The organism is Paenibacillus sp. JT22N12 (genome assembly GCF_056269365.1).
On the sequence record NZ_JBWDNU010000021.1, the window covers coordinates 20,459 to 36,611 of the forward strand.

Consider the following 16,153-nt stretch of genomic DNA (forward strand, 5'->3'; position numbering starts at 1 on the left):
ATACTTTCCAGTATGGGCAGTCATGATAGGAACCATTCAATCGAAAATGGAAAATGTTTCATTCCATTCCCGCTCCGGGCCGCAGGATGAATGGCATGGACATGCGGCAGGACTTTTTGCAGCTGCCGTAACCGAAGAGGAAAAGCAGCGGTTATCATTCTTTCAACCGCGCAGCAAGCTTGTTCTCTCTTAATTAAAATGGAATCTATAAGGACGCTTCGCCCAAGGTGGCACAGCCGTATCCACTCCACATTTAGAAGAAGCAGCGGCAACAAAGGGATGAAGTCCTCTGTGACCCCACCTCTTTGGCCCTAAACATCTCATAACGAAAAAACGGTCATTTTTATCTATTCTGCAAAACAGATCCCATCCTCGTGTATAACAGCAAGCAGCAAGTTTCCCCCCCCCCTCTATAACCCTTAATTTTGAAAGAAAGGCAAAGTATCCCTTGGAAGGAGACTTTGCCTGATTGCTTTCTTATTTCCAGTGCAGTATACACTGCTATTGGATGTCGTTCACCAGCACAAACTGCGGTCTTTCACTCACGTTAACCGTTACTACCTTGCCGCTTGTGATCGCAAGTGCCGATGGAACTCCGTCGGTGTCTCCGGAAGCCATCGCAACCTTCGTCGCGCTCGTTGGCGAGCCTGTCAGCGTAAGCTGATAATTATTAACGGTCGTATTATTGCTGGTAGGCGCCCATACCGCATAAGCCCCGCCGCTTCCCGTCGCGCTCTTGAATTTATAGATTCGTACGTTTGTGTTACCCGAGGTGACTTCGCCCGAATACCTCATGCCGCTCAGACGGTTCTTCAACGTGTAGACATAATACCAGGAGATTTTCGGCGCCCAGTTCGTGCCCGGACTGCCGGTCAGTCCGCTGGAAGCGAATCGTCCTCCGTCCGCGCCATCCACATCGCGCAGCATATACATGGCCGCTTTATCGACACCCGCCGCCGCTGCCGCCAGATAGGAACGGACCAGCCACTGGGCCTGCACTTCCTCGCCGGAATTCGGGCCGATAGCAGGCGCACGCTGAATGGAAGCGGCGTTCGTGTCATAGCCGAACTCGGTAATCCACACTTCTTTGCCCTGCATGTATTGGTTGCGGTAATCGACGAACTTCTTCAGCAGACCCTTCAGATCGTCGGCTTCGGGGCTGATGCCGATCGTACCGTCGGTCTGGTTCGTTCCATTGCTGCTGTAGTGGTGAATATTAATCGCATCGAAAGGAACGCTGCCTGCCCGGTTCCAATCCGCCCAGAACTTCATGGCACGGATATATTCGAGGTTCGGATCAGCCAGACCGCTCATGACCAGCTTGGCGTTGGGATCGGCGTTTTTCACCCCGTAGGTGCTGCCCATCGCCCCTTGATGTCCATCGTAATCCGCGCTTGTCATCGCCGAATATTCATATGGGTTAAAATAGGGCATGCGTCCTGCCCACCACTTGTCGTTCTCATTGCCGTTCTCGTAATAAGTCAGCAGATTGAGTCCCGTGCTGCGCGGCTGACCGGAGGCCAGCTTCAGCTTGCTGTCCGCAACCGCCGTACCGCCGTATCTGGCCGCATATTGGAACAGATGATCGGCATGCTCCGAATAGGAGGCGGGAGCAAGTGAATCCTCCCCTGCAGAGATTGGCTTGTCGTCTGACTGGGCCGTCAGCCAGCCGACGCTTCCTTGAATGGCGGGGCTTACGGTGATGCCGGCATTCTTCAGTCCCGTGTAATAGGAATCGAAGTTCCAGCCGCCTCCGGCGTAGCTCGGGTTGAACTTGTTCGTGCCGGGCGTGTATCCCGTCTGAATCGAGCCCCAATTCCACAGATCGCCTTCATCCCAGTTCCAGTTATGATATTCACGGACAAAGCCCGCCACCTGCATTTTATCAAGCGGATCGTCGATAAAAGCATTGATCCCGATCAGCTTATCCATCGTTGGCAGCGTTGGCGCAACTGGTGTCGGCGGTGCTGCCGGCGTGCCCTGCGGCGTGCCGTAGAGCACGATTTCACTGGCGTTCAGGCAGCAGCCGTCTATCTTGAGCTGCAGATAACGCGTTGTGAAATTCACCGCATGTCCCACCCAGTTATCCGGCGAGTTGGACAAATTATCGGTAAAACGGGAGGTCCAGCTGAACGGCGTTCCGCTGGATACCGTCACGCCCGAGCCGCCCCAATCGCTGTCATACAAATAAATATCGCTGAGCGCGTAGTTGCTCCCCAGATCTATGACCACGCTCGCGGGATAATAGATGCTGTTCCAGCCCGTATCCCAGATCGTGGCCGGGGCCCCGCCGGTTCCGCCCTTGGGATTGCCCGCAGCGGACTGCTCGTCAACCAGCCTGGTCGCGTCCCCGACCGTCGACTCGTTAAGAATCATGGAAGCGGTAAGCGTGATTTTGCCGCCTCCCGGGGATGACGTGGCGGTGGCTTTGCTCACCACATTGGACAGGGCCGACAGATTGGAAGCTTCATCCGCCGCCTTGAGGGCAAAATAATAGGTGGTGCCGGCAGACAAGCCTGTCACTGTGAAGGTTTGGCTGCCTCCCGCCGCTTGCGGCGACGGCTCTCCTGCCGCTTGCGCCGCGCTTGACCAATTGCCGCTTGTGATTGCCGCTGTGCTGTATCTCACATCATAAGAGGCCGCTGTGCCGGTGTTATTGTCGTCCCCTGGCGCTGTCCAGGTCAAATTGACTGAATCGGAAGCTGATGCGGGTGCCGCCAGATTCGTTACGGCGCCTGGCGCTGTCGTATCCCCACCCCCGCCGGAAGCCGGCGTTCCATACACCACCACCTCGGCTGCGTTCGCCCCGCCAGTAGCCAATGCGACCCGGATATACCGGGTAGTCACCGTTACGGGATGGGAATTCCAGGTCATATAATTTGTCATCGGATCGGTAAACAGCGCGCTCCAGCTTCCGGGGCTGCCGGCATAAGCGGTCCAATCCCCTGTGCTGTTCGTATCGTAGACATAGATGTTTGTTAAATTATAATTCTGGCCCAGATCGATATACGCATACATCGGATAAGTAACGCCGCTCCAGCCGCCGAACCAGGCCGTCGTGGGCGTTCCACCGCTCCCATTGGCGGGATCCCCTGCCAAAGTCTGCTCGTCCGCCAGCTCCGTGGCATCTCCCAGTCCCGATTCATTCGTAACCATGGAGGGAGTAATCGTGATTTTAGTGTCGGCCGCATAGGCTTTTCTCGTTCCAAACTCCAGTGCGCTTACCATGACCGTGGAGAAAGCAAGCGCCAGCACCAGCACAACCGAAACAATCCTTCTCATACGTAAATAACCTCCTTATTATCCTTCTGGCCTTGAAGATGGCATGCGCGTTAAACAAGAACTTTCGCGGGGTGTAAAAGACATCTGCCTTACGTTCAGAGGTCATTCCGGCATCTGCCTGCCTTCTGGTACAAGCCTGCCAGTGGCCCAGCCGTCCCTCCCCTCGCTCGGGTTTGTTGAAGATAAGTTCATTCTAGCACGCCATGAAAGCGCTGTTATATATTGATATCTTTACCTTGTTGTCTTTCTATGTCCAATTTGACCGGCAATAAAGGAATCGAAAAACCCGGAGTCGAAATGTATCCTAGGCTGCCGCTGAAGACATGACGGGATTGGCATAACCCCTTCTGTCTCCTTCACGGCATGAAAGTTTCGTCCCACCCTGATAGTAGGAGCGTATACGTGAAATGTAACCTTTCTGAACGTTCAAAACAGGGGGTGCCTCGTGAATCGGTTGTTGATTGTGGATGACGAGCAGATTATTGTCGATGGGCTTCATCTGCTGTTTCAGGAGCTGAACACGATTGATTTGGATATCAACTGCGCTTACGACGCTCACGATGCTCTGAAAGTCGCTTCGGAGATGCGCATTGATATTGTCCTTTCCGACATTGCGATGCCGGGCATGAACGGCTTTGAGCTGCAGCAGGAAATAACCCGCCAATGGCCCAGATGCCGGTTCATTTTCTTATCGGGCTATAATGATTTTCAATTCATCCAGTCCTCGCTCCGCGGCGGAGCTGTCGATTACGTGCTGAAGACAGAAGGGGATAACGCGATTATCCGGGCTGTCGAGAAGACGGTCCGCCAAATTGAAGCGGAACTGCAGCAGGAGCAGCTGATCGGCAGAGCCCGGCAGCAGCTCCAGCAGACTCTCCCTGTGCTGCGCAGAGAGTATCTGCTGGAGCTTATGGAGGGTGTGGACTCCACACCCGAATCCCGCTCCCGCCGGTTCAGGGAGCTTGCGGTCCCGCTTCAGCCCGCTGCACCGGTTATCCTTACGGTGGGCCGCGTCGATGCATGGCCGGAGAACCTGCATCCAGGCGACAAGGAGCTTTTTCTATTCTCCATCAACAATATATTTGAGGACTATTTTGCCGGGGCGTTCCACTGTGTCTACGTCCTGTATGCACATCACCGGTTTGCGTGGATCATGCAGCCGGCTCCCGGGGCCAAGGATCAGCCCGGCGAGCTGATCCGGTTCGTACAGGGGACGATCGAATCGATTCAGGCGGCCATCAAAACGTATTTGAAGCTTCCCTGTTCCTTTATCGCGGCCAGCCAGCCCTGCTCCTGGGAGGAGCTTCCCGAGACGCTTGACCGGTTCTCGGTCCTGTTCGCCAGCGGTCTTGGTACAGGCAGCGAAATGCTGCTGACGGACCGGCCTGCCCTCGGAGCCTCCGGCCGCCAGGAACGGGTGAAGATCAACCGGATTCATCTGCTTGGCTCCTACCTGGACCGCAAGGAGCAGGAACGTTTTTATGCCCTGTTCGATGACATTATGGAATCGGTTCCGGTGCATTTTGGCGTGCAGACCGGGATTGCGCTGGAGGTGTTTTACTCGCTTACAGCTATTTTCTCCGGGTATTTAAACCGCCGGAATCTCTTCGACGAAATATCGCCGCACATCAATATGAAGCAGCTCTATGCCATTCAGGAGCATGCTTCATGGCCCAAGGCGACAGCCTTCTTCCGCCAGCTGGCCGCGCTTATCTTCGCTTACAGCGATAACGCCAATGAGCGGGAGACGAACGAGGTGATCCGTAAGCTTCACGATTATATGGACAGCCATCTGGATGAGCCGCTATCGCTTAATCAGCTGTCGGAGGTCGTCTATCTGACCAGCTCCTATCTGTCCCGCCTTTACAAGCAGAAGACCGGTCACAGTATTACGGATTCCATCACCACCCGCAAAATAACCGAGGCCAAGCGGCTGCTCACCGAAACCAACCGGAAAATCCAGGAGATTGGCGAGCAAATCGGGTACGGCTCTCCCTCCTACTTCTCACGCTTTTTCAAGAGAGAGACGGAAATGACCCCGCAGGAGTACCGCGACGCTTTCCGGTCGACGTGATAGAGCGATCGCCCATGGGGCTGCATATTCATGCAACCGCTTCACCAGAGGGGCCAGAAGCTGTGTTGTCTAATTTCAATGAAAAGAGAGGCTGATCTGCGATGAAAATAAGTTTGAACCGCTTTCCCGGCGGCCTGCAAAAAGCGTTCACCATGAGTTATGACGACGGTGTCGACCATGACCGCCGTTTGGTAGCCCTGTTTAACCGGTATGGCATCCGGGGCACCTTTCATTTGGTATCCGGCTCGCTGGACAGCCCCGGATATTTAACCTCAGGCGAGATCGCCGCCCTCTTCGCTGGCCATGAAGTGTCGGGCCACTCTATTCATCACCCCCATCTGACGCTCGTTCCTCCGGAAATCCGGGTAGCCGAGCTGTATAACAGCCGTCAGATGCTGGAGGAGCTTGTCGGCTATCCCGTCAAGGGTATTTCCTATCCCTATGGTACCTACAATGAGGAGCTTGCCGCCGGACTGCCCTACCTCGGCCTCCACTATGCCCGGACTGTTACTTCCCATGGCCAGTTCAGGATGCCGGATGATTTTCTGCGCTGGTCCCCAACCTGCCACCATGATGATAACGTGATGGAGCATGCGGAGCGGTTTCTGAAGGAAACACCGATGGAACGGATGAGTCTCTTTTACGTTTGGGGACACAGCCATGACCTTGAGCGAAATGGAAACTGGGCGTTGATGGAGGAATTCTGTGCTTTTATGAGCGGACATGCGTCCGTCTGGTATGCTGCGAATGCGGAGATTGCAGCGTATATGCGCGTCCTGCGTAATCTGGAATTTTCGGCAAACGGTCACATTGTTTATAATCCCTCTGCCGCCTCTGCCTGGATCACGGTGGACGGGAAGAGCGTGGAGCTTCCTGGCGGGGCCACTATGCGTGTTTGATCCCCCTAAATCCCCCAGAGGGGGACCCCAAAGGGTCTCCGACCCTCTGGGCACCTGGGGTGGAATAACGTTGGAGGCGCAGAGAATCGTGCTTTAGTTACTTTCTGCCAGGAGCGTTTCCGTCCCTGTCGGGACACACTTTCATTCTGCGCTCCCGTGGCGCCTGGTGGACTTCGTCCCTGAGTAACGTTGGCGTGATTGAGTTGATCGGATGAGTATGTTTATAAATGAGCCTACTTTATCTTTGGACACCACCCGGGGTGGAATAACGTTGGAGGCGCAGAGAATCGCGCTTTAGTTACTTCGTGCCAGCGTTTCCGTCCCTCTCGGGACACACTTTCTTTTTGCGCTCCCGTGGCGCCTGCTGGATTTCGTCCCTGAGTAACGTTGGCGTGATTGAGTTGATCGGATGAGTATATCTATGAATGAGCCTACTTTATCTTTGGACACCACTCGGGGTGGAAAAACGTTAAGGGCGCAGAGAAGCGCGCTTAGTTACTTCGTGCCAGGAGCGTTTCAGTCCCTCTCGGGACACACTTTCATTTTGCGCTCCCGTGGCGCCTGCTGGACTTCGTCCTTTGGGGTAGTCAGAGGATCAGATTTCATAGATTTTCGCTCCTTTTTCGATGCGATTCAGAAGCCTTCTTTTGTTCAAGTTACCACGATGCGCCGGACCAAAATCACATTCAGGTGAAATCTCTACAAATTCTAGTCCCTGATCGGGAGGATTGAAAAAAGGAAGTACCGGCTCACGCCTTCTTCTAACGGCGAAGCAAGAATCCCTGCAGACTTGGCAGGAATGAGAATTTTGTATTCTAAATAGAATACAAAAAGGACAGCGCTTCTGGCGCTGTCCTTGGAATATATGGATCAAGTGCTGCGGCGATAGGGTCAATGCCCCTAATGACAGCAGGTTTTGCTGGTTGCGGCTCACGGCTTTAAGGTCAGATCAACGTACCGCCCAGAGTGTTATTGCCGCTGCAGCAATATGTTATTTAAATATAGATCGGCTGTACCTGGTTGGTTTGCTCACGATTGCGGCCAACGGAGAAGATCGAGATCGGGATGCCTGTCAGCTCCGAGACGCGCTCCACATAACGGCGCGTATTCTCCGGCAGATCGGCAAGTGTTTTCACGTCGGAAATATCCTCGCTCCAGCCCGGCATTTCCTCATAGACCGCTTCGCATTCGGAAATCAGCTTCAGGCTTGCCGGGTAAGTCTCGATGATTTGGCCGCGCAGCTTGTAGCCGGTACAGATTTTGACCGTTTCCAGGCCGGACAACACGTCCAGCGAGTTAAGCGAGAGTCCTGTGATGCCGCTGACACGGCGCGCATGGCGGACAACTACGCTGTCGAACCAGCCGACGCGGCGAGGACGGCCCGTAACGGTACCGTATTCATGGCCGCGTTCACGGATCCAGTCTCCTGTTTCATTGTTCAGCTCAGTCGGGAAAGGACCGTCGCCCACACGTGTTGTATAAGCTTTGGCTACGCCGATAACCTGTTGAATCTTCGACGGGCCAACGCCGGAACCAATGCAGACGCCGCCTGCCGTCGGATTGGATGAAGTAACGAACGGATAAGTGCCTTGGTCAATGTCGAGCATAACGCCCTGCGCGCCTTCGAATAGAATGCGTTTTCCGGCATCAATGGCATCATTCAGTACAACAGACGTATCCGTCACATAATGGCGAAGAATCTCCGCGTATCCCAGATATTCTTGAAGGATAGCCTCGCAATCCAGCGGCTCGCCGCCGTATACCTGCTCAATCATCTGATTCTTCTCTTTCATAATCACGCGGAGTCTGCTCTCGAACTCCTCAGGGTCCATCAGATCGGCGATACGAATGCCTGCACGGGCGGCTTTGTCCATGTAGCACGGGCCAATTCCCTTGCGCGTGGTCCCGATCTTGTTGTCGCCCTTGCGCTCTTCTTCCAGACCGTCCAGCACCAGATGATAGGGCATGATGACATGCGCGCGGTCGCTGATTTTCAGGTTCTCTGTACTGAAGCCGTTATCTTGAATATATTTAATTTCGTCGATGAGTGCGGATGGATTGATGACCATGCCGTTACCGATGACGCTCACTTTATTCTCGTTAAAAATACCCGATGGAATCATCGTCAGTTTATATTTTTTATTACCGATAAGAATCGTATGTCCGGCGTTGTTTCCCCCTTGGTAGCGGGCTACGACGTCCGCGCCTTCTGCCAGAAAGTCAGTGATTTTCCCCTTGCCTTCGTCTCCCCACTGCGTTCCGACCACAACTACTGTTGACATAGTTATACCCCCATTCGACGTTAAGCGCACATCGAAAATTACCGCCATTCGCAGGCAGCATGTTCAGTTTAGCAGGCACTCCCAGCAAAGTCAATAAAAAACGAACAATTGTATGGCTGCCCATATAATTGTTCGGAATTGTCTTGTCTTATTTCCACAAGCCTCCTATTACGATGCTTGTCCAGGTTCCTGATGCGAACGGTCCAGCCCCACAAACTTATTATAATTTTTTAGAAAAGCCAGCTCGACCGTGCCGACAGGCCCGTTCCGCTGCTTGGCGATAATAATTTCAATGATATTCTTCTTCTCCGATTCCTTATCGTAATAATCATCCCGATAGAGGAAAGCCACAATATCCGCATCCTGCTCAATAGAGCCGGATTCCCGCAGGTCAGACATCATCGGCCGCTTGTCCTGCCGTTGTTCAACACCCCGGCTTAGCTGAGAGAGCGCAATAACCGGCACTTCCAATTCACGTGCAATCTGCTTCAGTGTCCGTGAGATTTCGGAGACTTCCTGCTGACGGTTCTCTCCGGCCTTGCCCCGGCCTTGTATCAGCTGCAAATAGTCAATCAGAATCATGCCGAGGCCCCGCTCCTTCTTCAGACGGCGGCACTTGGCGCGGATATCGGCTACGGTAATCCCCGGTGTATCATCGATATAAATTTGAGCCTCGGAGAGCGAGCCGATCGCCATGGTCAGCTTCTCCCAGTCATCGCCCTCCAGATATCCGGTACGCATTCTTCCGGCATCGACGTTGGCTTCCGCGCAGATCATCCGCTGTACCAGCTGCGCCGCCGACATCTCCAGACTGAAGATCGCAACGGTCTCGCGCGCGCGCACGCCCACATTCTGAGCGATGTTAAGCGCAAAAGCCGTCTTCCCGACGGAAGGCCGGGCAGCCACGATGATCAGATCATTCCGCTGAAAGCCTGACGTCATCTTGTCCAGATCGCTGAAGCCCGAGGGTATCCCGCTCGGTCCGCCTTTGTTGGTATAGAGATGCTCGACGCGCTCGAATACTTCCATCAGCACATCGCGAATGGAGATAAACCCCGTGCTGGACCGGCGGTTGGACAGCTCCATAATCCGCTGCTCCGCTTCATTGAGCAGCATGCCAACATCGTCCGCGGCCGCATATCCGTTGGAAACAATCTGCGTTGCCGTCCGGATCAGGCGGCGCAGCATGGATTTCTCCTCCACAATCTGCGCGTAATAATCGACGTTCGCCGCCGTTGGAACCGAATTGGCTACTTTAGACAAGTAACTGACTCCGCCCATTTCCTCCAGCTGCTGCCGGTCCTGCAAATATGCCGTCAGCGTCACCAGATCAATCGGCTGGTTGGCCTCGCCGATTTCAACCATCGCCTCATAAATCAGCTGATGAGCCGGGGAATAGAAGTCTTCGCTGCGCAACCGTTCCATGGACGTGATCAGTGCTTCCGCATTCAGCAGAATAGCGCCGATTACGGCCTGCTCCGCTTCGATATTTTGCGGCGGAACACGGTCAAACATCAGCTCATTGCTCATCTGCTTGTTGAACCCCTTTACCCGTTATTATTCCTCTGCCGCCTGAACCTTCAGCTTCGCTTTCACTTCCGGATGCAGCTTGATCAGCACCTGGGTGACGCCAAGCGTCCGAATCGGCTCATCCAGCTCGATTTTCCGCTTATCGACCTTAACCGCATGTCCCGCTTCCAGCGCTTCAGCGATTTGCTTGCTTGTAATAGCGCCGAATAACCGGCCGCCTTCGCCCGCTTTGGTCTTGACGACAACAGTCAGCTCCTCCAGCTTCGCCGCAAGCGTCTTGGCGTCTTCCTTTTCCTTGTCCTTGCGTTTTTGTTCCGATGCGGTCTGCAGTTCAAGCGTCTTCAAATTGCCGTCCGAAGCCAGTTTGGCCAGCCCTTGCGGAAGCAGAAAATTGCGCACATACCCTTCAGATAAATCCTTGACATCGCCCTTCTTGCCCTGCCCCTTAACGTCCTTCAATAAGATAATTTTCATTCGAATAACCCCTCTTCCTTCTCGATTTCTTGCAGAACCTGTTTAAGCCGCGCTGCCACTTCCGCAACGGTGCCTTCCTGCTGCACCGCGGCATTGGTGAGATGTCCGCCGCCGCCCATCCGCTCCATGACGAGCTGAACATTCATACTGCCAAGCGATCTCGCGCTTACTGCGATCAAGCCGTCCTGCCGCTGGCCGATCACGAACGAAGCCAATATGTCTGTCATGTTCAGCAACGTGTCTGCCGCCTGGGCAATAAGCAGCTGTGAATACTGCCGGTCCTGCTCGGTTATCGCAATTGCAATATGCTCATAGACGATCTCCGCATGCTTGATAATCTCCGCTTTCTTGATGTACTCGGTCAAATCCTCCTTCAGCATCCGCTGAATGAGCATCGAATCGGCTCCGTTGCGGCGCAGAAATGACGCAGCCTCGAACGTCCGGGATCCGGTGCGCATGGAGAAGCCTTTGGTATCGACTGTAATCCCTGCCAGCAGCGCGGTCGATTCTCTGACATCCAGCATGACCCGGTCATGAATGTACTGCAGCAGCTCTGTTACCAGCTCGCAGGTGGAAGACGCATAAGGCTCCATATAGACCAGAATAGCGTTATTAATAAACTCTTCGCCTCTGCGGTGATGATCGACGACAACGATCTTGCTTGTCAGCGTCAGCAGCTTGGGCTCCTTGACCATGGAGGATTTATGCGTATCGACCACAACGGCCAGCGTTCCGGAATCAATTAGTCCCATTGCTTGCTCGGGGGATATGAACCGTTTATAGATCCGCTCTTCTTCCCTCAGCATCTCCATCATTTTCTGAACCGCGGGATTGAAGCCCTCAATGACAATAAAAGCTTCCTTGTTGAACATTTGAGCCGCTTTCAGAACACCGACAGCCGCGCCGATGGAATCCATATCCGGCATCTTGTGGCCCATAATCACCACATTCTCGCTCTCCTTGATCAAGTCCCGAAGCGCATGGGCGACTACCCTTGCGCGGACGCGCGTCCGCTTCTCCACCGCGTTGGACTTGCCGCCGTAGAAGGATTGGCGCTGCCCGACCTTAACCGCCGCCTGATCGCCGCCGCGTCCAAGCGCAAAATCCAGACTCGTCTGGGCCCACTGCCCCAGCTCGACAATACTTTCCGCACCTGCGGCAAACCCGATGCTGAGCGTCATGGGAATCTTGATCTCGGCAGACATCTCCCTTACTTCGTCAAGCAGGACAAAACGCGATAGCTCAAGCTGCTTCAAGGTCTTCTGATTGGTAATAATCAGAAAACGGTCGGAGGTGAGGCGCTTCAAATACAGATGGAACTTGCTCGCCCAATCTGTAATTTCCGCCGTTGCCCTGGAGAGAAGCGCGCTGCGCTGCTGGTCATCCATGCCCTGGGTCACCTCTTCAAGGTTATCCATCATGACAATGCCAAGCGCAATTTTCTCTTCCTCATAACGCTTCGCCAGCTGCCAGCGCTGGGTGATATCGCGAATATAGAGCAAACGCTCATCGAAGCGGAACATCAGCTCATAGACCGAGCCGCCAATTGCCGTCTCCAGCGTGCCCTCCCGCTCCTTCGCCTGCGACAACGTAGGAAAAAGTTCATCCATCGACTCTCCGATGACCGACTCCTTCTCCAGCATCCGGCTGACAAAGCTGTTATGCCACTCTACCTTGTTTTCCTCGTTGTATAGGATGATGCCAAACGGCAGTTCGCTTGTCACCTCGCTCCCGGCTTTTTTGACCCGGTACGACAATGTTCCCAGATAGGTCTTCAAGTCGCGGCGAAAAGCGCGCTCGGCCAGAACCGAATAGACGCCAACCGCAGCTGCAAATACAAGGCTGATCAAACCATACAACCAATCATACCAAGCCAGCGCTATTGTAAGCACAATAATCAGCACGAATGCCCATAGCTGGTGCATTCCATGCCATCGTTTAATTAGAAACTTCGGCATTCATCATTCGCCCCTGTTGTCAAGGTTTCTTAAACGCTTTGCGGATCGGAAAACCGGCATCAATTACACCGATCAAGCTAAGCGGCGGGAAAAAAGCAACAAGCGCCGACAGCAGCAGCGGCACCGCCTTGTTCCATTTGCGTTCATGGGCGATAAAGAAGAAGAAGCCCATCGCCTGAATGGTAAAGGCGAGACGCATAAGCGGAACCAGATTAAGCAGTGTAACCGTCAGAAAAGAATCTCCTCTGTCCGGTGTCGCCATATCGACCAGGAGTACGATGAGATAATAAAAAACAAAAATCCGTGGAAGCATCCAGTCTTTGGCAGGCTGCAGCTTAGGTACCGATACGCCCATGGACCGCAGCACAGGCCTTGCAATGGCATGCGCAATGACCGCCAGCACGAACGAAACGGTAATAAAGGCCATAGGAATGGAGTGGATCAGCATTTGAATGTACGACTCCGTCAGTTCCGCATTCCATCCCGCCGGAAGCAGACCATTCGCACTAAGCTCGTTTACCGTATCCATAATTAATTGACGGATTTCACGAAGCAGCGAGAAGTCAAGCAGCACATCAAACAGAATTAGCTCCAAGAGGAATAACCCCAGCAGGGTTAACAAGGTCGATGTCAGCACCTTGCGGGCCGAGGCCCTTTTGAGATACATATGTCCCATCATGATTGCCGGTACAAGGAAGAAGAGACCTACGATTAGTGCCGCATAACCGATTACCGCGACTGCGACAGCATATACAACCAGCATATGCAGCGCGAACGCCCGCCTGGACAATGTGGTGTACAAAATAACGGTCGGCACCATCATCACGGCAACAATTAAAGCATTGAACAGCGGAACTGCGATCGCTAGTAATAAGAGAAGCGCCGCTGCGCTCCATAAAATAGATTTTATGCCGGTTTTCAAACCGTTCACCTCTTGCTTGGTTACTTGTACACAGCTTTAGCTTTACTCCACATTATAACATAAAACCCCAGACAACACAGAGTGCGTTGTCTGGGCGTTCTCATTTCCTCGCGCGCGAATGGTCCAAACTCGCTCAGGAGCTGATCCTTACGCTTCAATAGACCAGGTATCACCGTCGTTTTCAGGCTTCAAGCCTATGGACTCAAGGAATGATAAGGGTACGAACGCACGTGCTCCGATGGACAAGAGCTTAAACGTGGCCGCTTCTGATTTCGCCAGATGGCCGCGATCCAGCATAAGCTCGCCCTTAGCGGGCGGCTTTGTCGGATCGGCTGAAACGTCCCCGCCTGCGCCTTTGGCGATGGTGAAGGTGTGAGCCAGCTCGTCCCATGTGATGCTGTATTGGTGTTCGCCGAGTGCGGCCAAATCCACATAGGTGGCATCATTATAGCGGATAAGCGGGTAGCTGCGCTCTTCCCATTGCAGCGCGCCTGCCGTTTCCCCAACACGGTCAAAATGGCTGCGTATCGGCTCACCGACGCGGATTTTTTTGTTCAGCTTCCCGTTCTCGAGGGCGATCTGCCCGTTAACCAGCACATAGTTGATGCCGGCGGACATGATATCGGGATGCTCCACCGTGGATTTGTCATTAATCGTGTTGTAATCGAAAATGACCAGATCCGCATCCATGCCTTTGGCGATCCGGCCTTTCTTGCGCAGTGCCGGAGCCTGTTTCTCCAGCCGCTGCGCAGGCAGGAGGCTCAGTTTGGCAATGCCGTCCATCAAGGACATCACATTCTGATCGCGCACATACATGCCGATGGTCCGGGCGAAGGCGCCCGATGCCCGCGGATGATTATTGAAGCCCGGCTCCAGAATCGCGTCGCTGCCAATCATCACATAGGGCGACTGGAAGGCATCGACAATGGCTTCAGGCGGAATCGCATACGCGACCGCGAGCTTGCCCTGTTTTTGATACATGCTGAAGGTTTTATCCGTCAGACGCTCCGTCGTGCCGGCAATTTGCAAATCTTTGTACGTGATGCGGAAGCGCTCCTGCCAGCCTTTGTCAAAACGGGCCGAGTTCAGATATGTGCCCCAGTAATTATAGGGATAGGTACAGGCCGTTATATCGAAGCCCTGCTCCCTTGCCTTGTCGATAATAGCCAGTGCCTGAGGCATCGTAAAAGTGCCGCCGGTGCTGTTGATATGATCAATATGTACGGCAGCTCCCGTTTTCATGGCATAATCCACAAGCTCCTGCGTGCCTTCCAGCTCCGTTCCCGGCTGCTCCATGTCGGAATAACGGCCATGAAAATAGACGGGAACGTTATATTCACGGGCAAGCTCCATCAGCGGAACCACTTCCTCCGCAGAGATCCCCGGCACATATTCGAGACTGAAGGAGATGCCCAGCGCCCCTTCGTTAAGTGCCTGCTCCGCCTGCTTGCGGATTTCCTGCACCTGTTCGGGCTTCGCCGTGTCATAGCGGCCCAGCTTGAACTGATTGCGCGCCTGCGTATAGAAGAAGGAGGCTCCAAAATGGACCGGTGTCTCATTGCGTTCGTAGTAGCTGTACCACTGCTTGGGCGTCAGCGTTCCCCCATGCATCGCGATATTCGCCGTCACGCCGTCTCCAATCTTCTGCCATACCCCAAGCGGATTTGGGTCATACGAGAGATTGTCAATGAATCCGGGAGAGACCACAAGACCCTTGGCATCAATCTCATGCGTCCCCTGCAGCGGCCTGGACGTGACAATACCGATCTTCCCATCCTTGATTCCCACGTTCAGCCCTTCCTGATCCAGCTTCGTCTCCGGATTGATGACTCTGCCTCCTGCTATGACTATGTCATACAGGAGAGAGGCATCGGCATCGGTTACTTCCCGTTCAAGGGCTTCGGCCGGACTTGGCGGTTCAGCTGCCGCGTTTTCTTTCACACCTCCCGTGCCGCCGGTATTGGGAGATGAGTTGTCCTCTCCTGCCTGCCCGCCCTCTTGGCTTGTCCCGTCTGCTGCATTCCCTGGTGACCTTTCATCAGGTTGTGTATTGGAGTAGACGAGATAGCCGGCCAATCCTATAATCAAAATGGCGGCAATAGCCATGGATACGCGGAACGGCCCCCTGCCGCCCCGCCTATGTTGATCGTACCTGTTCATTTTACGCGTGCCCCCGCTCTATCTATATAATAAAAAACACCGTCCCCCACAGGAGGACGGTGCCCGTTTACCAACTGTTTCCTATATGGTACTATGCTTCAGGTTCGAACGCAATTCGCTCCACGCTCACCCTGCAGCCATTTCCTCTTCATTCACCGATTTGCCGCTTACGATTATTTTCTCGCAATAGTCAATAATGTCGCTGCGTCTGACGATTCCGATAAACCGGTTCATATCGTCAATAACGGGCACGAAATTCTGTACTTTTGCCAGGGAAACCAGGTCTTCCATATTGGCATCGATGCTGACTGCCTTATTGGCGAGGCGCATATCGATATCCGCAAGCTTCACTTTATGGGTCTGATCAAACGATACATTCGGATTATTTTTCATAAACCATAACAGATCACCCTCGGTCAATGTACCGGCGTATCCGCCGTGATCATCAAGGATTGGAACTGCCGTGTACCGGTGATGCTCCATTCTCTCCAGCGTTTGGCGCAGCGTTGCGTCTAATGTCATACAGACAACTTCTTGTTTTGGAAGTAAGAAAAATGCAATATTCATTCCAT

The 16,153-nt window shown here is 53.7% G+C and carries 11 protein-coding genes; 3 read left to right on the forward strand and 8 right to left on the reverse strand.

Features of this window, described 5'->3' with window-relative positions:
* The first annotated feature begins 46 nt into the window (after positions 1–46).
* The gene (locus AC0YOA_RS35855) at positions 47–193 is read left to right on the forward strand and encodes a hypothetical protein (RefSeq protein ID WP_475790630.1); all 147 of its coding nucleotides are present in this window, start codon (positions 47–49) and stop codon (positions 191–193) included.
* 308 nt (positions 194–501) lie between these two features.
* Here the strand turns inward: AC0YOA_RS35855 and AC0YOA_RS35860 are convergent, their stop codons facing one another.
* Entirely contained in the window at positions 502–3,282 is a 2,781-nt protein-coding gene (locus AC0YOA_RS35860) for a fibronectin type III domain-containing protein (protein ID WP_475790631.1), read from the reverse strand.
* A gap of 445 nt (positions 3,283–3,727) precedes the next feature.
* Here AC0YOA_RS35860 and AC0YOA_RS35865 point away from each other — a divergent pair, with 445 nt between their 5' ends.
* Together AC0YOA_RS35865 and AC0YOA_RS35870 are read left to right on the forward strand one after the other, a co-directional pair.
* The gene (locus AC0YOA_RS35865) at positions 3,728–5,356 is read left to right on the forward strand and encodes a response regulator transcription factor (RefSeq protein WP_475790632.1); all 1,629 of its coding nucleotides are present in this window, start codon (positions 3,728–3,730) and stop codon (positions 5,354–5,356) included.
* A gap of 101 nt (positions 5,357–5,457) precedes the next feature.
* Positions 5,458–6,255 carry a polysaccharide deacetylase family protein gene (locus tag AC0YOA_RS35870; protein WP_475790633.1) on the forward strand — a complete coding sequence of 266 codons (798 nt, stop codon included), beginning with the start codon at positions 5,458–5,460 and terminating at the stop codon, positions 6,253–6,255.
* Positions 6,256–7,250: 995 nt separating this feature from the next.
* Here AC0YOA_RS35870 and AC0YOA_RS35875 read toward each other — a convergent pair.
* From AC0YOA_RS35875 to AC0YOA_RS35905, 7 genes are all read right to left on the reverse strand, one after another.
* Positions 7,251–8,537, reverse strand: a complete 1,287-nt coding sequence (locus AC0YOA_RS35875; protein ID WP_210046624.1) for an adenylosuccinate synthase — start codon at positions 8,535–8,537, stop codon at positions 7,251–7,253.
* A 168-nt stretch (positions 8,538–8,705) separates the two neighbouring features.
* Positions 8,706–10,067: a replicative DNA helicase gene (gene dnaB / locus AC0YOA_RS35880; protein ID WP_210046623.1), complete on the reverse strand. Its 1,362-nt coding sequence runs from the start codon at positions 10,065–10,067 to the stop codon at positions 8,706–8,708.
* Positions 10,068–10,094: 27 nt separating this feature from the next.
* On the reverse strand, positions 10,095–10,541 hold the full coding sequence (gene rplI, locus AC0YOA_RS35885; RefSeq protein ID WP_210046622.1) for a 50S ribosomal protein L9: 447 nt from the start codon (positions 10,539–10,541) through the stop codon (positions 10,095–10,097).
* Positions 10,538–12,499, reverse strand: a complete 1,962-nt coding sequence (locus tag AC0YOA_RS35890; RefSeq protein WP_475790634.1) for a DHH family phosphoesterase — start codon at positions 12,497–12,499, stop codon at positions 10,538–10,540. The genes rplI and AC0YOA_RS35890 overlap by 4 nt, the downstream gene beginning before the upstream one ends.
* Positions 12,500–12,518: 19 nt before the next feature.
* A complete protein-coding gene (locus AC0YOA_RS35895) occupies positions 12,519–13,421 on the reverse strand; it encodes a DUF2232 domain-containing protein (protein ID WP_475790635.1) in 903 nt (300 codons plus the stop codon).
* Positions 13,422–13,568: 147 nt separating this feature from the next.
* Positions 13,569–15,581, reverse strand: coding sequence for an amidohydrolase family protein (locus tag AC0YOA_RS35900; RefSeq protein WP_475790636.1), 2,013 nt, complete (start codon positions 15,579–15,581; stop codon positions 13,569–13,571).
* 126 nt (positions 15,582–15,707) lie between these two features.
* Complete coding sequence (locus AC0YOA_RS35905; protein ID WP_475769394.1) at positions 15,708–16,148, reverse strand: CBS domain-containing protein; 441 nt, start codon at positions 16,146–16,148, stop codon at positions 15,708–15,710.
* Between the last annotated feature and the right edge of the window lie 5 nt (positions 16,149–16,153).